The sequence below is a fragment of the Williamsia limnetica genome (genome assembly GCF_003217475.1).
Lineage (GTDB): Bacteria > Actinomycetota > Actinomycetes > Mycobacteriales > Mycobacteriaceae > Williamsia > Williamsia limnetica.
This window is the reverse complement of sequence record NZ_QJSP01000003.1, coordinates 335622-355191: the sequence shown is the minus strand read 5'-3', so window position 1 is coordinate 355191 and position 19570 is coordinate 335622. Positions and strand designations below refer to the sequence as shown.

Sequence of the window (19570 nt, the reverse complement as noted above, 5' to 3'; positions counted from 1 at the left end):
GTGGGTATGTGCGGCAGACAGTGCGAATCGGCGCCCGTCCGGACCTGGGCGGAGATTTTGTGACCCCCGGTCCGACATGGCACGACGCGCTGTCGAAGAAACAGATGATGGGCATCCTGTCGGTGCTGGAGATCTGCGAAGATGCGGGCGGCGGGCCTGAGTTCAAGCAGTCCCTGGTCGAGGCCATCTCCACCTACTTCGGCGTCCGCGACGTCACGTTCTTCCACGGTCCCACGTTTCCTGAGATCTTCGACGATCCGTCCCCGCTGCTCACCGGAGCTGCGGAGCCGTTGCTGACGGTCTACCAGGATCGGTGGCAGGACAAAGACGTCTTTGCCATGCCGCAGGCGCGCCGGGTCCTCACCGCAGCCGGCTTCACCACGCTCGACGAGCTGTCCCGGCTGCCGGTGCCGCAACGCTCGTATGTCGTCGACTATCTGAATCCGAACGACATGGCGACCGCGTCCGCGATGCACCTGCCCTTCGCCGATGGTGAGGCCTTGATCGGGATGTTCGATCAGATTCGGACGTGGGATGAGTCCGATCTGCTGGCCGTGCGCATGCTGGCCCGGCAGCTGCGAGCCCGCACGGCGATGATTTCCGCGGCGGCCGAAACCGTCACCGTCGATCCGCTCGAAAACCTCACGCCGCGCCAGCTCGAGGTTGCCGAACTCGTCAGCGACGGCCTGAGCAACTCCGAGATCGCGCGGGAGCTCATCCTGTCGGAGCTGTCGATCAAGAAGTACATCAGCCGAATCTTTGACGTGACCGGTCATCGCAACCGCGCCGAACTCGCCACTGCGGTGCTCCGTCGCGGTCGCAGGCCGCAGGCGTAGCCCGATCACGCGCGCCACGTCTTCAAGACGGGGTGTAAGCGATCACGGTCAGCCCGCTCGGTGAGGTCAGGGTCAGCCGGATCTCATGCCCGCCCTTGGCGGGTTGTCCCACGCGCCAACCGAGTTCGGTCGCCCGCGCGGCGACGGCGTCGAGGTCGGATGCGCGCGCCAGCAGGGCCCAGGGCAGACCGCTCGCCTCATCCGAGAGACTGAGTTCTTTCCACGCAGACCAGCTGTTTCCGTCGGAGAACGTGGGGGCGCCGAGGACGGCGGACAGCTCCGAGAAGGTGTCCGACCACGCCGCGCTCGAGTGCATCACGGTCACGCGGTCGAAGAGGTCGCCGAAGCTCGAGGGGTGAGCTCCGCTCCGCTCGGATTCCGTTGTATCGGTCACTCAGATCACTGCTTTCTCTGGGAGGAGGTGATGGCCGAGCCGGTCTCGTTTGGTGGCCAGGTAGCCGAGATTGTCGGCCGTGGCCTCGATCTCCAGTCCGACGACCTCGGCGACGTCGATACCGAGTTCGCGCAGTGCTGCGGACTTGGCCGGATTGTTGGTGAGCAACCGGATTCGGCCGGCTCCGAGGTCGTGCAGGATGGCGGCGGCATCACGGTAGTCGCGGCCGTCGACGGGCATGCCCAGGCGCAGGTTCGCATCGACGGTGTCGAGACCGTCGAGGTCTTGTAGCCGGTAGGCCGCGATCTTGGCGGACAGGCCGATGCCGCGTCCTTCGTGTCCGCCGAGATATATGAGGACACCTGAATCCGCGGCGGCGATCTCGGACATCGCGGTGCGCAATTGGTCACCGCAGTCGCAACGTCGGGAGCCCAGTGTGTCGCCGGTGAGGCATTCGCTGTGCACCCGGACGAGCGGGGTGCCGGTACGGAGGTCACCGTTGACGAGCGCGAGATGTTCGGAGCCGGTTGCAGATTGGTAGGCGATCGTCTCGAAGAGGCCGCGATCGGTGGGTAGTCGGCACTGAGCGCCGCGGGAGATCGCACCGGCTCGTCGGTGCGCGACGAGCTGCTCGATGGTGATCATGGCGAGACCGTGGCGCTGCGCGAATGCGCCGACGTCGCCGCGGGACAGCATCTCCCGACGGTCGGCGCTGATAATCTCGCAGATCACGCCGACCGGTTCGAGCCCGGCTTCAGCGCAGAGGTCGACGGCGGCCTCGGTGTGTCCGCGGCGTTCGAGAACCCCTCCGTCGCGAGCGCGCAGCGGCATGACGTGACCGGGGCGGGTGAAGTCGGCGGGGACCGCTTCGGGTGCTGCCAGCACGCGGATCGTCTGGGCCCGGTCTCCCGCGCTGATCCCGGTGGTGACGCCGGCCACCGCGTCGACGCTGACGGTGAAGGCGGTGCCGAGGGGATCGGTCGGGTCGGTGACCATCTGCGGCAAGCCGAGTTCGATGGTGCGCGATTGCGGCATGGCGACGCAGAGGAAGCCGGAGGTGTGGTCGAGGAAGAACGCGATGTTGTCGACTGTTGCGAACTCGGCGGCCATCACCAGATCGGCCTCGTTCTCGCGTGATTCGTCGTCGACGACGATCACCGGACGTCCCAGTCGTAGCTGTTGGAGGCACTCGGCCACGGTGGTGAGGTCGCTCATGCGTGGGCTCGCAGACCATGGAACACCGAGCGGTGAAACACGAGCGGCTCGTTCGGTTGTGGGACGACCAGTGCGTCCACCCGACCGACGACGAGGTCGTGGTCGCCGATGCTCTGCTGCTGATCGAGGGTGCAATCGATCCAGGCGTGCGCTCCGGCCAGGCGCGGTGAACCGTTGGTGGCAGGTGTCCAGTCGGTGCCCGCGAACTTGTCGGCGCCGCTGCGCGCGAACGTGCGGGCCAGCAGATGTTGGTCCTCGGACAAGACGTTGACGCAGAACCTGCCGTCGGCGATGACGTGCGGCAGGGTGGTCGAGTTTTGGCCCGCGAAGAATCCGACGAGCGGCGGATCCATCGAGATCGAGGTGAACGAACCGACCGTCATCCCGACCGGCGCTCCGGTGGCGTCGGTGGCCGTGACGATCACGACTCCGGAGCAGAAATGCGCCAGCGCTTCCCGGAAAGCGGTGCCGACACCCGCGGGGTCGGTGGCGCTGATCGCGTGGATGTCGTCGGTGCTGCAGTGCGTGTTCAAGGTGTACCTCTTCGGCTGCGATTGGTGGTGGGCCGGCGCGGGGAGTGTGCACCCGCGCCGGCCCGACATCTCAGGTCACACAGGGACTACTTTGGCCTTCAGTTCTTGCAACGCATCGGAATAGATGCCGTCGATTGCGGTGGCGAGCCCCGCCTCGACCTCGGCAGACTCGGCTCCGAACTCTGCGGACCAGCGCACCAGACACGTGTCGTCAGCGGCCTCGAGCACCAGGATCGTCGACTGATAGTGCTGCAACGGGAGCGGTCCGTCGAGGTATTGGTAGGTGTAGGTCCGCTCCGCATCGATGTGCTCGATGATCCGTTCGCGAGCCGGTTCCCCGTCGGTGAAAACGACATGGCGGACGTCGTCCTCCATCCGCGACGAACCGATGGCCGGGATCCACGATGCGACATCTCCGGTGTTGCCGACCCAGCCCCAGACGGTGTCGGCGGATACTGGAAACTCTTGTTCAACAGTGACATTGGCCATGGTGCTACGCCCGTCCCAGCTCGGCTTCGTACTTCTTGGTCATGTGCTCGACAGCCTTGACGTGCTCGGCGGCCTGGCCTTCGCGAACCGCCTGTGCCCGCTCGGCGGCGTCGAGCATCGGCTGCGCCTGCCCCTGGAAGTGCGGCATCACGTCCTGCGCGAAGAGCTCGTACGAGCGGCGGGTCGCCTGCGGGTTGGCCCAGTCGTGCCCCTGGATGAGCAGGGTGCCGAAGCCGCCTGACTGATCGACAAGTCGCTGCACCTGGGCGCGGGCCTCTTCTGCGGTGCCGATCACGCCGATGCCGGAGGTGTTGATGAACTCGATCATCTCCTCGCAGTTGGTGCCACGGACGTCCATCTGCGGGAAGGCGGCGACGTGCTGGAGGTAGTTGAACCAGTACTCGATGCCGTGCGCGACGTCCTTGTAAGCCTGCTCCTTGGTCTCGGCGATGTGGAACGGACCGACGAGACGCCAGGTCGAGCGATCGACCTCACCGCTGCGCCCGGACTGCGCGGCGAACTCCTCGAGCATGCCCCAGTGATGCTGCAGCGCACTGAAACCGTCGGCGGTGAGGGTGGCGGCGATCGACAGCAACCCGATGCCGTACTTGCCTGCCAAGCGGGCACCGGTGGGGGACGCGATGGCGGCGACCACGACGTCGAACAACGGATCGGAGTACGGCGCCATCTGGATCTTGGCGTCGAACAGCTCGTGGGTGCGGGTTTTCGCCGACACGGTCTCGCCCCGGAGCAGCCGCATGATGATGTCGGTGTTCTCGGCCAACAGCTCGCGGGTGTCGATCTGTGACAGGCCGAGCATCGCGGCGTCAGTGGGCAGCGACCCCGGTCCGAGACCGAACAGTGCGCGACCCTGCGTGAGGTGATCGAGCATCACCATGCGCTCGGCCGCCCACAGCGGGTTGTGGTACGACACGGACGTGACACCGGTGCCCAACTTGATGCGGCTGGTGCGCTCACCCGCGGCGGCGATCATGATCTCGGGCGAGGCGTAGATCTCGGCGCCCGCCGAGTGGTGCTCACCGAACCAGGCCTCGTCGTAGCCGAGGGTCTCGAGATACTGAACGAACTCCAGGTCACGTTGCAGCAGTAGCGTCGGGTTCTGTCCCGGTGTGTGAATCGGTGCGAGAAAGGTTCCGAACTTCAACCTGCTCATGTGGCACTCCCTTGTGACTGTGTGACGTAGGCAACAACACGACCGACGCTATGGCGCGGTCACACCGGGCGGAAGTCCGCAAAAGTAGACACTGTGCCCGCCGTCACCCCTGCCCACCCGACCGCCGGTCGGGGACGGGCGTCAGGGCACCAGGTAGTCGGTGTCGCGGGCATCGGTGATCACCATGTGGCCGGGCGCGTGACCGATCGCCAGCGGAGGCCGCGATTCCATGACGGCTGCCTGGGGTGTGACACCGCAGGCCCAGAACACGGGGATCTCTCCGGGCCGGGTGTCGACGGCGTCGCCGAAATCGGGGGTGTCGAGATCGTTGATGCCGATCGCGCCGGGGTCCCCGATGTGGACCGGAGCGCCGTGGACCGCCGGGTATCGGGAGGTGACACGGACCGCGGTGGCGACCAGCTCAGCGGGTATCGGACGCATCGACACCACCTGCGGGCCGGTCAGTCTGCCCGCCGGCCGACATCGGGTGGAGGTCCGGAACATCGGTACGTTGCGGTTCTGCTCGATGTGCCTGACGGGTACGCCGGCGTCGAGAAGCGCAGCCTCGAAGGTGAAACTACATCCGATGAGAAACGTCACCAGATCGGGTCGCCACCACGATGTGACATCGGGTGTCTCGGCGACCATGGTGCCGTGCTCGTAGACCCGATACAGCGGGACGTCGGTGCGGATGTCGCCGCGCAGTAGCGGGCCCGACACGTCCCCGGCGTCGATCACATCGAGGACCGGGCAGGGCTTCGGATTGCGTTGTGCGAACAGGAGAAAGTCGTACGCATCCTCGCGGGGCAGGGCAAGAAGATTCGCCTGCGTCCATCCGGGTGACCATCCCGCGGTCGGTGTCACCAGGCCGTCGCGAAAGAGGGCTCGCGCGGTTGCCGGATCGGTGGCAGCTGGAGTGGTCGGTGTCATCGCCGACTCCAATGCAGGCGTATCGATTGGCCCGGACGTATCTGGGCCGCAGTGTCGGTGTCGTTGGCGACCAGGACCGCGACCACGGGGTAGCCGCCGGTCATCGGATGGTCGGCAAGGAAGAGCACCGGCTCGCCACCGGGCGGCACCTGGATGGAACCGCGCACCAGCCCCTCGCTGGGCAACTGGCCATTTTCGTCGCGGTGCCGCAGGCCCGGTGCCTTGCCGCTCAAGCGCATTCCCACGCGGTCACTGTGGTCCGACGTCTGCCAGACGGTGCGTACGAGGTCGTCGACATCGACGACCCAGTCGTCCCGCGGCCCACGCAACACACCCAGCTCCACCTCGCCGGCCTCCGGTGTTGCGACGGCGGCGACATCGAGGTCCGGGAGGTCGCCGGGTCGCGGACCGACGGCGAGGACGTCGCCGTCGGAGAGCGGCTCGGGACCCAGCCCGGACAGGGTATCCGTGCTCCGAGAGCCGAGGGTGTGCCCGATGTCCACACCGCCGCGGACGGCGACGTAAGCACGCAGTCCCGACCGAGCCATCCCGAGCGTGAGAGTGCCTCCGGACGGTACGACGAACGAGGCATTGCGGCCGACGGCGGCGGCCCCGGATCCGCTGTCCACCAACACGTCCAGGTCGGCGCCGGTCACGGCGAACCAGGTCTCGGCATCGACGCGCAGAGATAGTCCGCCGAGTGTCACCTCGAGCGCGGCCGCTGCATCCGGGTTGGCGAGAAGCCGGTTGGCCAGGCCGTACGACCGGCGGTCGGCGGCGCCCGATGGCCCGACGCCCAGTGCTGCCAGGCCCGGTCGGCCGACGTCCTGCACGGTGGTCAGCGGACCGGTCGCGAGAACGGTGAGGGAGCTCATGATTCGGCCCTTCTGAACTGGACTCGGACTCCTGGCTGCAGCAGCGCCGGGGGATCGCGATCGACGTCCCACATCGGTAAGTCCGTATGTCCCAACAGCTGCCAGCCGCCAGGCGACGACCGGGGATAGATGCCGCTGAACTCACCTGCCAGTCCCACCGCCCCCGCTGGGACCTTGGTACGCGAGGTGTCGCGGCGCGGCACCTGCAAACGATTGTCTCCGCCGACGAGGTAGGCGAAGCCCGGAGCGAAGCCGCCGAACGCAACCTTCCACGGAGTGCCCGTATGCGCGGCGACCACTTCGTCGACGTCCAGGCCTGTCAGTCGGGCGATGTCCTCGAGGTCCGGGCCGTCGTAGACGACCGGTACCTCGATCACCGGTCCGTCGTCGAGTGTTGTTGTCCCACTGGGCGACATCGCCTTGAGTTCTTTATGCAGTCGGGGGATTGCCCGCGGGTCGTCGCCGACCACCAACACCGTCCGGGCCCCCGGGATCAGGTCGAGCACCCCGGGTAGGTCGGCGTCGCGGATGGCTGTCACCCAGCCGATCACCTCATCGGTGTCCGCGACCTCGAGTAGTAGGGCGCGGTCGCCATACGGCAACAGGTTCACGTGAACGCCTCCAGATCGACACCCTCCGATGTCAGTAGATCGCGCACCGTTCGCGCCATCTCGACAGCTGAGGGCGAATCGCCGTGAACGCAGACCGAATCGACATCGACGGTGACAACCGACCCGTCGACCGCCTCGACGGTGCCGCCGGTGACCATCTGCAGAACGCGCCTTGCGACCGCGGCCGCATCATGGAGTACGGCACCGGATTCCTTGCGCGACACCAGGGTCGCCTCCGGGGTGTACCCGCGGTCGGCAAACGCCTCCCGCACCACCCGCAGGCCGCGTTGTTCACCGAGCGCCAGCAACCGGGACCCCGGTAGACCCAGCAACGCCAGGTCTGGGTCCACGGAGACGATGGCGTCGACCACGGCTTGCGCATGCTCCTCGTGATGCACCGCTGTGTTGTACAGGGCGCCGTGGGGTTTGACGTAGGTGACACGTCCACCGGTGGCTCCGGCCAACGCTTGCAATCCACCGATCTGATAGACGATGTCGTCGGTCAACTCCGTTCGCGAGGCGTCGATGAAACGGCGGCCGAACCCGGCGAGGTCGCGGTAGGCCACCTGGGCACCGATCCGCACTCGGCGTTCGACCGACCAGCGTGCCGTCCGGGCGATGGTGCTCGGATCGCCCGCGTGGAATCCGCACGCGATGTTGGCACTGGTCACCAGGTCGAGCATCGCCTTGTCGTCGCCGAGTTCCCAGCGGCCGAACGACTCGCCGATGTCGCTGTTGAGGTCGATGGTGCTCACAGGTCTCCCAGGGTGGTCAGTGACTCGTAGCCGAGGTACAGCGTGACCAACCACGCGATCACACCGATACTCAACAACCATGCGGGATAACGGTATCCGCCGAGCAGATCCCGTCTGCGCCAGGCGACCCACAGCACGATGGTGAATCCGAGCGGCAGGATGATGCCGTTGAACGCACCGGCGAAGATCAGGAGCTTGACCGGCGTCGTCTCGATCAGGAGATAGATGATGGTCGTGATCGCGATGAAACCGACGGTCAGCAGATTGCGGCGGCGCGCAGACGTCTCGGTCGAGGTCAGAAATGACACCGACGTGTATGCCGCGCCGATCACGGAGGTGATACTGGCCGCCCACAAGATGATGCCGAACAGGTGCATCCCCGCGGCACCGAGTGCCGACTCGAACGCTGATGCGGTGGGGTTGTCTTCTGCCAGTTGCACTCCACCGGCGGTGACGCCGAGGATGGCCAGGAACAGCAACACCCGCATCACGCCTGTGACGATGACGCCGAGGATCGAGCTGCGACTGATCTGGGTGATGTGCTCGGGGCCGGTCATGCCGGTGTCGAGCAGGCGGTGTGCGCCGGCGTAGGTGATGTATCCGCCGACGGTTCCGCCGATGATGGTGGTGATGACGAGGAAGTCGATCTCCTCTGGAATCACTGTGTTACGTAGTGCTTCTCCGGCCGGAGGTCCGGACACGATCGCCACGTAGCCGGTCATCAGGATCATTCCGGCACCGAGGACCACCACGATACGGTCGAGGGCGACCCCGGCTCGCTTGCTCAAGAAGATGGTGATGGCGATGGCGGCGGAGATCGCGCCGCCGAGGCGGGGTTCGAGTCCGAACATGGCGTCGGTGCCCAGCCCGGTGCCACCGACGTTGCCGATGTTGAACACCAACCCACCGAGGACGACGAGTCCGGCGAGGACGAAACCGGCGCCGGGCAGGACTTCGTTGGCGAGTTCATGTGCCCGGCGGCCGGCGACGCCGATGACGCGCCAGACGTTGAGCTGGACCGCGATGTCGACCAGGATCGAGACGAGGATGGCGAAGGCGAAGGCCGCGCCGAGCTGCACGGTGAACTCGGTGGTCTGGGTGATGAAGCCCGGACCGATGGCGCTGGTGGCCATGAGGAACATGGCGCCGAGCAGGGCTGCTCTGCCGCCCTTGTTGGTGGTTTCGACGGGGATGGCTTCTGCCATGGGATTGCTCCTTGGGGTGACGGCCCGGCGGCGTTTCTCTCGTGCTCCTAGCGTTGATCCCCGATGTTTCCGGGACTTTTCCTTGGCGATAAGGATTGTTCAACAATCCCACAATCCCCGGACTCGTACACTGTTTTGGTGGAAAACGGATCTGACCTCGTCGAAGTCCTCGGGGCACTCGAGGCCGCCCGGCCCGATGTGGTGCGCACGTCCTCGGCCGAACGCGCAGCGGCGGTCCTGCGCGCGCAGGTCGATGAGGGACGACTCCGTTCGGGTGCTCGGCTACCGGAGGAAGCCATCGCGCGAGCGCTCGGAATCTCCCGCAATACGCTGCGCGAGGCGCTCAGCCAGCTCGTTTCCGAACGCATAGTGGTGCGGGTACCCAATCGGGGTGTTCTCATTCGGACGCCCACCGCCGATGATGTGCGGGATGTGTACCGCGCACGGCGGGTGATCGAAACCGGTGCGATCCGCGTCGGTCAGGGGGCCGAGGAGTTCTTGGCGGCGATGCGTGCGGCGGTCAGCGAGGGCCGCGACGGTCTGGCGAATGCCGACGGCGACGCTGTGGCCAGCGCCAATCAGCATTTTCATCGGGCGATCGTCGCGCAGGCCCGCAGCAGCCGCCTCGATGTCGAGATGGACCTGCTGCTGGCCGAGATGCGGCTGGTGTTCTTCAGGACCGGTTCGGCGCGTGAGTTCCACTCACGATATGTCGAGCGCAACGGGGAGATCGTGGAGTTGCTGACCGGGGGAGAGATCGAGTCCGCGGCCGACGCGATGGACACGTATCTGCATGACGCCGAACAGCATCTGCTGACGCAGTTCGACTGACTGCGGCCCTACCGACTATGCCCCTACCTACTGTGCCCCCACCCGGAGCGAGTCAGTAGTCGTCTTCCTTGTTGGGCCTTGTCTGATCGGTCCAACCGTTGCCGTCGTGATACCGCTCGAGTGAAGGGTCACGCTGGTCCGGATACCAGTCGGCCGGAATAGGCGGACGTTTCGCCCGCTTCGCCTGGACCAGGGCTGCTATCACTCCGATGACAAGCGCGATGGCCGCGATGGCTATGACGATCTGCCAGGTATCCATGTCGACCAGTATCTCGCGCAGACCAGGCCTGGCGGTGGCGGATGACGAAGTCGGCGTGTCAGGCTCGGGCGAGTTCGATGAGTTTCTGGACGGTCCGAAGGTTTCGGCCGGTGCCCTGCACGCCGAGCCCTTTCGCGATGACCGGCGCCGTCAACTTCGAGGTGCCGGCACCGGCGTCGTAGCGGATGTGCAGGTTGTCGTCGATGACCTCGAAGACGTCAGCGCCGAAATCCTTTGTCGCGAACTCGTTGACAGCGGTGGTGGCCGGTGTGCCGGTGAGGGCGTACACGTAGGAGTACTTAGGCTCGACGATGTCGAAAGGGTGTGCCGCAAGGGCTGCTTCGAGATCGGTGTCCGATCTGCTGATGACCTCACGGAAGAAGCCGTAACGCTCTTGGATGGCTTTCTCGAGGGCTCGGTCGAACTCGGCGGGGTCACCGGGCGGGGTGCACAGCAGGTTCCCCGACGCGATGTAGGTGGAGACCTCGGAGGCGCCGAGACCGGTGGCGACCTCACGCAACTCGGCCATCGGCAGCTTGGCGCCGCCGACGTTCACTGCTCGAATGAGGACGATCCGCGTTGCCATGGACCGATTCTGGCACCAACGGGAGCGGACGACTTGAACAAACGCGACTGCCTACTCACCACATTCGGTCCCGTACACGGTGATCGAGGGACATCTGCCCTCGGACACCTGACATGGGGCCGAATGTGGTGGCAGTCTGGCCGCCGCGGCGCCCGGTCTCGGTAGAGCCGGCGGTGATGGGTTCGTCGGTCATGCGTCCAGCGTGCCCCTCCCGCGGCGTCTGGAATGATCGAGCCATGTCCCGGACCGATGAGATCGTCGAGCAGATTCTGACCACCTACGACACCATCACGGTGGTCGGAGCCAGTGCGGATCCGGCCAAGGCCGCCCACGACGTGCCCCGCTATATGCGTGATCACGGCTGGCGCATCATCCCGGTCAACCCGAAGGCCGACGAGTTGTTCGGCGAGAAGGTCTATCGCACCGTCGGCGACATCCCCGAGCAGGTGGGTCTGGTCGACGTCTTCCGGCCCTCCGCAGCGACCCCCGACATTGCGCGGCAAGCGGTTGCCGCGGGGGCCGGTGCGTTGTGGCTGCAGCTCGGTATCGCCTCGGCGGAGGCCCGCGAGATCGCCGAGAGCGCCGGGCTGCTGTATGTCGAAGACCGCTGCCTGATCATCGAACAGCGTCGGTTGGGGTTACGCGCGCCGACGACCGGTCAGGAGTAGCGCACGATCCTGGACAGCTTCTTGGCGTCGGTGAGCATGCTCTCGATGATGGCTCCGGAGACCGAGTCGAACTCTTCGGCCGCGCGGTTGAGTCGCTCCGAACCGAGTTCGTCTGCGGCTGCTGCGATGAACTCGTCGGTGTCATCCTCCGTACCGACCTTCATCACCCACTCGAGTTTCGCGAGTTGTTTGTCGACTTGTTCGATGCCGGCGCGGTACCGCGTGAACGCACGCAGTCGCTGGATGAGCACCCCCAGGCGTTCGTCGTAGATCTCGGTGCGGCCGGCGTGGATCGCGAGGACGTCGGGGTCGTCGCCGAGGTCGTCGGGGGGATGGGGTCCCAGTTTGTCGACCGCCGTGCGCAGTCGCGCGCAGCTGGTGCTGATCTCGGCGACTTCGGCGTCGAGGTCGACGCGGATCATCTTCTCGTCGAAGATGTCGTGCCGCCACGAGGTACTCAGCTCGATGGCCGTGGCAGTCGAGCACGCCAGGTAGGCCAGTTTGCCGATCGGATGCGACCGCATCTCGTCGATCGTGGCCTGGTCGTCTTTGGACAGGTGCGACTGTCGCAGCTGGCGCCGGAGCAGCCGCGGGTAGTGGTCCTCATCGCTCCGGATGAACCAGTCGTCCGGCTTGCCCGACTCTCGGTCCAGGAGATCGTCGACAGGGATTCGCGGTGCGTCGCCGCGCCAGATGTCGACGGCGATGAAGGCGAACCGGATCGCGATGGCACCGGCTGGACGCGGTCCGCCTTGAAGGTTGATCCAGTACGGGGTGTTGGTCGTCTTCGCCAGGTCGGACAGTCCGTCGCCGCGTGGACGGCGGGGTTCGATGGCCGCCTGTCGGGGGTCGTCGTCGTCGGGCAAGGCGGCGGTCTGCGGCTGCTGGTGTTGGGTCGGCAGGGACGCTTCCCGGAACTTCCCCGACCAGTTGATCGACTTCAACCACTCGGTGCCCACGAAGGCCAGTGCAGTCGTGGCGAACACCAGCACGAAGCCGACGATCGCTGACACGTACACCATGTGTCCCATTATCCGGATGCGCGGCACTGCTCGCCGAAGTACGCCGGACGCCGCCTGTCCGAAGGGACACCGAACCCGTTCCGGGCTACCTGGCACGGTCCGGAAGTGGAAGGGTGAAAGCGGTGAGGGCGGACAAAGGAGGAATGAGATGACCAACGCAACGGACGTCTACCGAGAGTCCAGGAATCAGTTGCTCGCACTGTCAGGTGACCACGAGCGGGCCGTCGCCGAGTTCACCTGGCCCGTCGTCGGACCGGTGTTCAACTGGGCTGTCGACTGGTTCGACGCCATCGCGCAGGGCAACGAACAGCCCGCGCTGATCATCGTCGAGGAGAACACCGCGCGCATCACCGTCACTTTCGACGAGATGCGTCGGCGGTCGAATCGGGTCGCGCGCTGGCTCCGCGACAAGGGCGTGAGCAGCGGAGACTCGGTCATCATCATGCTCGGCAACCAGGTCGAACTCTGGGAGTCGATGCTCGCGGTCATGAAGCTCGGGGCGGTGATCGTGCCGACCACCACCGCGGTCGGGGCCGCGGATCTGCGCGATCGGCTTGCACGGACCGAAGCCAGACATGTGCTGTGCAACCCTGCGGACATCGGTAAGTTCGACGATGTCCCCGGCGATTACACGCGGATCTGCACCGGCACGGTGCAGGGCTGGCTGGATCTGACCGATGCCGCCGGGGCAGATGACACCGGTATCGCGCATCCGGGTACCGCGCCGGACGACCGGATGCTCCTGTACTTCACGTCCGGCACCACGAGCCGACCGAAGCTGGTGGAGCACACCCAGTCGTCGTACCCGATCGGTTCGTTGTCGACGATGTACTGGCTGGGGCTGCGTCCGGGCGATGTGCACCTGAACATCTCGTCGCCGGGGTGGGCCAAACACGCGTGGTCGTGCTTCTTTGCGCCGTGGATCGCGGAGGCGACGATCTTCATCTACAACTACTCGCGATTCGACGCCGCGGCACTCATGTCGCAGCTCCGCACCAACGCCGTCACCACCTTCTGCGCGCCGCCGACCGTGTGGCGCATGCTCATCAAGGCCGACATGAGCGGCGGCGCGGGGTCGCTGCGGGAGATCATCGGGGCCGGTGAACCGCTGAACCCTGAGGTCATCGCGCAGGTGCAGGACAAGTGGGGGCTGACGCTGCGCGACGGGTTCGGCCAGACGGAGATGACTGCGGCTGTCGGGAACACTCCGGGGTCGGCGGTCAAGGCAGGATCGATGGGGAGAGCGCTGCCCGGAATTCCTGTCGTGTTGGTGGATCCGCTGAGCGGAGAGCGCGTCAGCGCAGACTCAGAAACCCCGGAAGGCGAGATCTGTCTGGAGCTGAACGGACCTGGTGGGCGCCCGCTGCCGCTGATGACCGGCTATCACGGTGATTCCGAGCGCAACGAGCTGGCGATGGCGGGCGGTTTCTATCACACAGGCGACGTCGCCTCGATCGACGACGACGGCTACATCACCTACGTCGGGCGGACCGATGACGTCTTCAAAGCGTCGGATTACAAGATCAGTCCCTTCGAGCTGGAGAGCGTGCTGATCGAACATCCGGCGGTGGCCGAAGCCGCGGTGGTTCCGGCGCCGGATGAGGTGCGCCTGGCGATCCCGAAGGCCTATGTGTCGCTCGCGCCGGGTTATGAACCAACCCGTGAAACTGCCTACGAGATCCTGAAATACGCGCGGGAACATCTTGCGCCGTTCCAACGGGTGCGTCGGATCGAGTTCTTCGAGTTGCCGAAGACGATTTCGGGGAAGATCCGCAGGGTCGAGTTGCGGGGGCGGGAGAACGAGGCGGTCACCGGCGCCGGCCTCTCCGAGGAGTGGCGTGACGACATGTTCCCGGAGTTGAAAGGCTGACGATCTCGGGGTCGCGGCTAACGTGGGTCCGATGGAGACGTTGACCCGCACTGCGACGACAGGCTCGATCGAACTTGCTGTCCGCCGATCCGGTCCCGATTCGGAGAAACCTGTTGTGCTCGTGCACGGCATGGGCGGCGACCACCACACGTGGCGCCCGCTGGCTCGTGCCTTGCGCACGGCAGGGCGCACCGTCATCTCCTACGACCAACGCGGCCACGGTCGCAGCTCGCGCTCGCCGTCGTATCTGCTGAACGACTTTCGAGACGACCTGAGCTTCGTGCTCGATGGCCTCGGGGTCGAGCAGGTGGACGTGGTCGGGCATTCTCTCGGCGGGCAGACCGCCATGCGGATGGCGATGACCAGTCCGGAGCGGGTCGGCAAACTCGTCCTCGAGGAGATTCCGCCGATGCCCAGGACCCAGGCAGATCTGGACGAGAACATCGCGCCCTTCACCGGCATCGCAGACCGCGTGCGAGGTGCCTGGACGATGGCGCGGTATCCGGGGCCGGTGCTGCGATTCGATCACAGGATGTCCGACGTCGTCACCCGTCAGTTCGATGCGATCGACACATCGTGGTGGGACACGCTCTCGCTGATCACCTTTCCGACGCTCATCATCTCCGGTGGCGAGCGCAGCTTTCTGCCGCCCCGGCACCTGCAGAGTCTCACCGAAGCGCTACCGCGCGGCGACTACTTCCAGATCGATGCCGGGCACAGCGTGCACCGCGATCGGCCGGACGAGTTCAACCGGCGGGTTTTGGATTTCTTGCGGTTGTAGCTTGGTCGGCGAAGGCTCACACTATGGAATTGTCAATGTTCCAACCGCACCGGTGTCATCCGGTGCTGCGGTAGTAACTTCAGGCTGCGTCGTCGTGTGTAATTTCTCGTGAACTTGTGGGCCTGTTAGGCGGCGAGTGGTTCGTTGGTCAGTGTGCGTCTGGCGTGCGACCGCATTGGTTCGGTCTTCCCAGGCGCTATGAACCAGGGGTGGCCGTCGTGTCCGAGGAACACGGTCCAGCCTTTGTGGTGGATGTAGTTGTGATGCCTGCGGCACAGCAGAACGGTGTTGGCCAGGCTCGTCTCGCCGCCGTGGCTCCAGAATGTGATGTGATGGGCGTCGGTCCATCCGGCGGGGCAGCCGCAGCCGGGGAACGCGCAGCCTTTGTCCCGGGCGATGAGGGCTTTGCGGATGGCGGGTGTGACGGTCCGGAACTCGCGCCCCACCTGCAGGGGCACAGCATGGTTGTCGAGCAAAATCTTGGTGATCACCGAATCACACGCGGTCATCTGCGCGGTCGGCACCGACACCGGCCCCGTCCACTCGAACGTCGCCGGCGCGGTCGGTACTTTCGCGCCCGCGATGCCGTTCATCTGAAACGCCAACAGCTGCTCCGCGGACACGGTCATCGTCACCCGCGGTTTCACTCCACCTTCGACGGGCCGGTCATGGTGGGCGAAAAACACGTCCAGGATCTTCCCGAGGGCTTCGGCGAGACGCTGCGGGGTGCTGCGGGGATCCGGTGACCCGTCCGGTTCGGGGACGGGTTTGGCCAGCGGACGCAACGCGGTCGCCAGTTTCTCCCCGAGGGTTTTGTCCAGGTCCAGGGTGCCGTGAGTGCGGCCGTCATCGCCGGTCCCGAACGACACTTCGTTGAGCTCATCGTTCTCCGCATCGGGCGTTTCTTTGTCCGGCGGCGAGAAGGCGATCGCCATCTCGTGGGCGCGTTCGATGACCGCGGCAGGCGTCGAGATACGCGCCTCGGTCAACAACCCACGGACACAGTCGTCGCGGTCGGACTCCGACAGGTCCGGGTCGCGGCGGTCAATGTGGTGCAGGCCTTTGACGATGGCGTCCACGTGCTCACCGGACAGAGTCCCGTCCACGGCATACGCAGCCACTGAGGGGATGGACCCGAGGGCGCGACCGACCCGTACGTAGCGGTGCGCAGCGGCCGGTGATACCTGCACCGATTGCAGCAATGCCGCGGTCGAATCCGCGCCGAGTGTCTTGGCCACCCCACGCTTGTCAAGGTCGGCGGTGAACCGAAACAGCAGTGCGTCCAACACATTCTTCGCCCGCAATGCGAACACCGTCTCCTCTGACAACGCCACGTCGTCGAGCGGCGCGAGCAGCAGTGGATCAGCTGCCATCGTTGATAGGCGTTCGAACAACCCCCGAAAGTTCATGACCTCAATCTACCGCGATTTACGTGTTCGCACAAGTGTTCGACACAACTTATTTCGCTGTGCTGCAACATCTTTCGCTATGCAAAGCATTATCGTCGGCAGGATGTCAAAGGGGTACGATAGTGATAGATCGTCGCCTTCCGACCACCTGCTCTTTGCGTCGACAACCCGAAATAGCCGGTGGATGAGGCGGATTCGGGTGGACGAGCGCTATAGCAGGTCGCCTTCGCGCCCAGGTTCACCCTGTGGATCCCTCGACGGAGCCACCGACTTCTTGCCGCGTGCACCGACGATCGACGCCGCCAATGGCATGACCAGGACGGTGACAGCGCCGGCGGTGACGAGCACGGAGGCATTGCCCGCCGACATGTCGCCGGAGGCAACCGCGACCCCCGTGACGGCGACGATGATCGGAAGTCCGGTGGCTGCGTACAGACCGAGTTGAACGCGCTCTCGTAGATCGAAAGGTTGCTGGTTGCCGGAGTTCCCACGGTCCCAGCGTGCTGCGATGAACACCGGCACGCCGCGGACCAGCAAGATCATCAGCACGAACACCACCAGGACACCAGGCTCGGCAGCGACGGCCGAAATGTCGATCGCCATTCCCGAGGTGACGAAGAAGACCGGTATCAGCAGTCCGAAAGCGATGCCGTCGAGTTTGATCTCGAACGATTCGTCCCCGTCCGGAAGCATACGACGGAGAATGAATCCAGCGGCGAACGCGCCGAGTATGGTGTCGAGATCGAAGGCGTAAGCCAACGCCATCAGGCCGACGAGCAGCATGACCGTGATGCGCACCGTGGTTTGTGCCGTCGTGTCCGAGCCCGCCGAGACCACCCTCGTCAACCAGTGGTGCCGTGCGACGAGGTGTTCGGAGATCAGCCAGACCACCACTGCGGCAACGGCAAAGACCACCAGTACGATCGCGGACTTCAACGAGCCGCGGGCGCTGAGGAGGATCGCCATGGCGATCACGGGCCCGAGTTCACCGAACGCCCCGTGGTTGAGCACCGTCAGGCCCAGGCGGCCCTCGAGCATCCCGGCGTCGCGGAGAATCGGCAGCAGTGTGCCCAGCGCCGTCGAGCACATCGCGATCGCGACCGCACTCTCCGCAGACACCAGGCCGGTCGCACCGATCGCAAAGGTCACCGCGAATGCCAGCGCCAGGCAACAGATCCACGTGTACAGCGCGCGGCGGCCTTCTCGGCCGACGAGTTCGGAGGTCTTGATCTCGTAGCCGGCGAGCAGAAACAGCATTCCCAAGCCGAGCTCACGCAGGAGCTGGATCTCGGTTCCCTCGGATGCAATGTCCAGGGCATGTGGCCCGATGATGATTCCGCCGACGAGCAGGAGCACCACCTCTGGTATCCGCCGCTTACGGATGAGCCCGGCGAGCAGCGGTGCCAGCACCGCGGTCACGGTTATCCAGAACAGAGACGAGACCACGGTCGTCGACACGTCAATTCACATTCTGTGTGGGGGAGTGCAGCCCGGCCACCGCCGCCGCGATGGCGGCGGGGATCTCGGTGGGTTTGCGGGTGTCGCGGTCGACGTAGACGTGCACGAATCGTCCGGTCGCGGCCGGTTTGAGAGAGCCATCAGCACGCTCGGCGAAGATCGCGAGCGAGTAGACGACGCTACGGGTGCCGAGTCGTTCGATCGACAGCCCGACCTGCAGCTGCTCGGGGAACGTCAGTTCACTGAGGAAGTTGCAGGACGTCTCGGCGACGATGCCGATTGCGGGCAACCGCCGGATGTCGGTCCCCGATGCCGACATCAGCCAGGCGTTCACCGCGGTATCGAAGTACGAGTAGTACGTCACGTTGTTGACGTGTCCGTAGTGGTCGTTGTCGTCCCAGCGGGTCGGCACCGGCCACAGCACCGGGTAGTCCTGCGGAACCGGAAGTGCGGGTCTGCTCACTGTCCAAAGCCTCTCTGCGTCGGCGAATGCCTCGTCAAAGAGTACGAGGTGCATCATTGTTCAGGGGTATGGAGCACGTAGAAGGGACGGGCGATGCGGATCAGTGGAGCGGTACTCGAGGAGATCGGGCGGGCGAGGCCCTACGCGGAGTCGACGCCGATCGTGGTCCGCGAGCTGGAACTGGGGGCGCCTGGGCCGACCGAACTGCTCGTGCAGATCGAAGCTGCCGGCGTATGCCATTCAGATCTCAGTGTGGTCGACGGAAACCGCGTGCGCCCGGTACCGATGTTGCTCGGCCATGAAGCGGCCGGAATCGTGCGAGAGGTCGGCGCGCAGGTCAGCGGAGTCGAGATCGGGCAACGCGTCGTGATGTCGTTCCTGCCTCGTTGCGAGGACTGCGCGGGGTGTGCGGCCGACGGCAGGCTGCCTTGCGGGCCCGGCAGCGTGGCCAACAACGCAGGTGAATTGCTGGGCGGCGGGCGGAGGCTGGCGCATCCCGGATCGGGCGACCACATCCACCATCATCTCGGCGTGTCCGGTTTCGCCACCTACGCCGTGGTCGACGCCGCTTCGGCAGTTGCCGTCGGAGACGACGTGCCCGCCGATGTCGCCGCGGTGCTCGGTTGCGCTGTTCTCACCGGGGGAGGTGCGGTACTCAATGCCGCGAACCCGGGGCCAGGCGACTCGATCATGATCGTCGGACTCGGTGGAGTCGGGATGGCAGCGCTCATCACCGCTGTGGCTCAGCAGGTCTCACGCATCATCGCTGTCGACACCTTCGAGGACAAACTAAACCACGCACGATCGCTCGGTGCGCATGAGACCTACACCCCGCAGCAGGTCTCGGACGACGCGGTCAAGGCCACCTACGTCATCGAGTGCGCCGGCAATGCGCGTGCCTTCGAGACCGCATTCGCCGCGACGGCACCCGGCGGGACCACCGTCACGGTCGGGTTGCCCGCACCGGAGGCGCGATCGAGCATCTCGCCTTTGACGATCACGGCGGAAGCCCGCACCGTCATCGGGAGTTATCTCGGTTCTGCCGTGCCGAGCCGGGACATCCCGAAGTATGCGCAGATGTGGCGCGAAGGCAGGCTGCCCGTGGAGCAGCTCATCTCTTCTCGAATAGCATTGTCCGACATCAATTCCGCCATGGACCAACTCGCAGACGGCAAGGCGATCCGGCAAATCATCGTCTTCTGACGC

At 65.5% G+C, this 19570-nt stretch carries 23 protein-coding genes; 6 read left to right on the top strand and 17 right to left on the bottom strand.

The window, feature by feature from the left end:
- Positions 1–8: 8 nt before the first annotated feature.
- The gene (locus DFR67_RS06760) at positions 9–836 is read left to right on the top strand and encodes a helix-turn-helix transcriptional regulator (RefSeq protein WP_245937775.1); all 828 of its coding nucleotides are present in this window, start codon (positions 9–11) and stop codon (positions 834–836) included.
- Between the two features lie 22 nt (positions 837–858).
- On the opposite strand, the gene DFR67_RS06755 is transcribed toward DFR67_RS06760, so the two are convergent.
- The 10 genes from DFR67_RS06755 to DFR67_RS06710 all read right to left on the bottom strand — a co-directional run bounded on the left by DFR67_RS06755 (position 859) and on the right by DFR67_RS06710 (position 9017).
- Positions 859–1230, bottom strand: a complete 372-nt coding sequence (locus DFR67_RS06755) for a hypothetical protein (RefSeq protein ID WP_245937774.1) — start codon at positions 1228–1230, stop codon at positions 859–861.
- Positions 1231–2445, bottom strand: coding sequence for a 3,4-dihydroxy-2-butanone-4-phosphate synthase (gene ribB / locus DFR67_RS06750; protein ID WP_110468620.1), 1215 nt, complete (start codon positions 2443–2445; stop codon positions 1231–1233).
- Positions 2442–2978 (bottom strand): flavin reductase family protein, encoded by a 537-nt coding sequence (locus tag DFR67_RS06745; protein WP_245937773.1) that lies wholly within the window; start codon positions 2976–2978, stop codon positions 2442–2444. The genes ribB and DFR67_RS06745 overlap by 4 nt, the downstream gene beginning before the upstream one ends.
- Before the next feature lie 75 nt (positions 2979–3053).
- Complete coding sequence (locus DFR67_RS06740; RefSeq protein WP_110468618.1) at positions 3054–3467, bottom strand: SRPBCC family protein; 414 nt, start codon at positions 3465–3467, stop codon at positions 3054–3056.
- A gap of 4 nt (positions 3468–3471) precedes the next feature.
- The gene (locus DFR67_RS06735) at positions 3472–4641 is read right to left on the bottom strand and encodes an LLM class flavin-dependent oxidoreductase (RefSeq protein ID WP_110468617.1); all 1170 of its coding nucleotides are present in this window, start codon (positions 4639–4641) and stop codon (positions 3472–3474) included.
- Positions 4642–4782: 141 nt separating this feature from the next.
- Positions 4783–5571 (bottom strand): putative hydro-lyase, encoded by a 789-nt coding sequence (locus DFR67_RS06730; protein WP_110468616.1) that lies wholly within the window; start codon positions 5569–5571, stop codon positions 4783–4785.
- Positions 5568–6446, bottom strand: a complete 879-nt coding sequence (locus tag DFR67_RS06725; protein WP_110468615.1) for a 5-oxoprolinase subunit C family protein — start codon at positions 6444–6446, stop codon at positions 5568–5570. The genes DFR67_RS06730 and DFR67_RS06725 overlap by 4 nt, the downstream gene beginning before the upstream one ends.
- The gene (locus DFR67_RS06720) at positions 6443–7057 is read right to left on the bottom strand and encodes a 5-oxoprolinase subunit B family protein (RefSeq protein ID WP_110468614.1); all 615 of its coding nucleotides are present in this window, start codon (positions 7055–7057) and stop codon (positions 6443–6445) included. The genes DFR67_RS06725 and DFR67_RS06720 overlap by 4 nt, the downstream gene beginning before the upstream one ends.
- Positions 7054–7812 (bottom strand): LamB/YcsF family protein, encoded by a 759-nt coding sequence (locus DFR67_RS06715; protein ID WP_245937772.1) that lies wholly within the window; start codon positions 7810–7812, stop codon positions 7054–7056. The genes DFR67_RS06720 and DFR67_RS06715 overlap by 4 nt, the downstream gene beginning before the upstream one ends.
- On the bottom strand, positions 7809–9017 hold the full coding sequence (locus DFR67_RS06710; protein ID WP_110468613.1) for an NRAMP family divalent metal transporter: 1209 nt from the start codon (positions 9015–9017) through the stop codon (positions 7809–7811). Before DFR67_RS06710 ends, DFR67_RS06715 begins: the two co-directional genes overlap by 4 nt.
- Positions 9018–9155: 138 nt before the next feature.
- Here DFR67_RS06710 and DFR67_RS06705 point away from each other — a divergent pair, with 138 nt between their 5' ends.
- Positions 9156–9848, top strand: a complete 693-nt coding sequence (locus DFR67_RS06705; RefSeq protein ID WP_211324956.1) for a GntR family transcriptional regulator — start codon at positions 9156–9158, stop codon at positions 9846–9848.
- Between the two features lie 52 nt (positions 9849–9900).
- On the opposite strand, the gene DFR67_RS06700 is transcribed toward DFR67_RS06705, so the two are convergent.
- Genes DFR67_RS06700 through DFR67_RS30425 form a run of 3 tightly spaced genes read right to left on the bottom strand, consistent with a single transcriptional unit; the run spans position 9901 to position 10886 of the window.
- Positions 9901–10107 (bottom strand): DUF2510 domain-containing protein, encoded by a 207-nt coding sequence (locus DFR67_RS06700; protein WP_110468611.1) that lies wholly within the window; start codon positions 10105–10107, stop codon positions 9901–9903.
- A gap of 58 nt (positions 10108–10165) precedes the next feature.
- Positions 10166–10693, bottom strand: coding sequence for a DUF1697 domain-containing protein (locus DFR67_RS06695; protein WP_110468610.1), 528 nt, complete (start codon positions 10691–10693; stop codon positions 10166–10168).
- Between the two features lie 55 nt (positions 10694–10748).
- Positions 10749–10886, bottom strand: a complete 138-nt coding sequence (locus DFR67_RS30425) for a hypothetical protein (protein WP_158539913.1) — start codon at positions 10884–10886, stop codon at positions 10749–10751.
- A gap of 43 nt (positions 10887–10929) precedes the next feature.
- On the opposite strand from DFR67_RS30425, the gene DFR67_RS06690 reads away from it, so the two are divergent.
- On the top strand, positions 10930–11361 hold the full coding sequence (locus DFR67_RS06690; protein ID WP_110468609.1) for a CoA-binding protein: 432 nt from the start codon (positions 10930–10932) through the stop codon (positions 11359–11361).
- Here DFR67_RS06690 and DFR67_RS06685 read toward each other — a convergent pair.
- Positions 11352–12383 (bottom strand): hypothetical protein, encoded by a 1032-nt coding sequence (locus tag DFR67_RS06685; protein ID WP_110468608.1) that lies wholly within the window; start codon positions 12381–12383, stop codon positions 11352–11354. The two genes, DFR67_RS06690 and DFR67_RS06685, sit on opposite strands and share 10 nt — an antisense overlap.
- Before the next feature lie 148 nt (positions 12384–12531).
- Here DFR67_RS06685 and DFR67_RS06680 point away from each other — a divergent pair, with 148 nt between their 5' ends.
- Positions 12532–14253: an AMP-binding protein gene (locus DFR67_RS06680; RefSeq protein ID WP_110468607.1), complete on the top strand. Its 1722-nt coding sequence runs from the start codon at positions 12532–12534 to the stop codon at positions 14251–14253.
- A gap of 31 nt (positions 14254–14284) precedes the next feature.
- Positions 14285–15034 (top strand): alpha/beta fold hydrolase, encoded by a 750-nt coding sequence (locus DFR67_RS06675; RefSeq protein WP_110468606.1) that lies wholly within the window; start codon positions 14285–14287, stop codon positions 15032–15034.
- A 125-nt stretch (positions 15035–15159) separates the two neighbouring features.
- Here DFR67_RS06675 and DFR67_RS06670 read toward each other — a convergent pair whose 3' ends face one another.
- The 3 genes from DFR67_RS06670 to DFR67_RS06660 form a co-directional block, all read right to left on the bottom strand.
- Entirely contained in the window at positions 15160–16443 is a 1284-nt protein-coding gene (locus tag DFR67_RS06670) for an HNH endonuclease signature motif containing protein (protein ID WP_245937771.1), read from the bottom strand.
- A 210-nt stretch (positions 16444–16653) separates the two neighbouring features.
- Positions 16654–17901, bottom strand: a complete 1248-nt coding sequence (locus DFR67_RS06665) for a cation:proton antiporter (RefSeq protein ID WP_110468605.1) — start codon at positions 17899–17901, stop codon at positions 16654–16656.
- 1 nt (position 17902) lies between these two features.
- Positions 17903–18364 carry an acyl-CoA thioesterase gene (locus DFR67_RS06660; protein ID WP_245937770.1) on the bottom strand — a complete coding sequence of 154 codons (462 nt, stop codon included), beginning with the start codon at positions 18362–18364 and terminating at the stop codon, positions 17903–17905.
- A 93-nt stretch (positions 18365–18457) separates the two neighbouring features.
- Here DFR67_RS06660 and DFR67_RS06655 point away from each other — a divergent pair, with 93 nt between their 5' ends.
- Positions 18458–19567, top strand: coding sequence for a zinc-binding dehydrogenase (locus DFR67_RS06655; RefSeq protein WP_110468604.1), 1110 nt, complete (start codon positions 18458–18460; stop codon positions 19565–19567).
- Positions 19568–19570 lie beyond the last annotated feature (3 nt).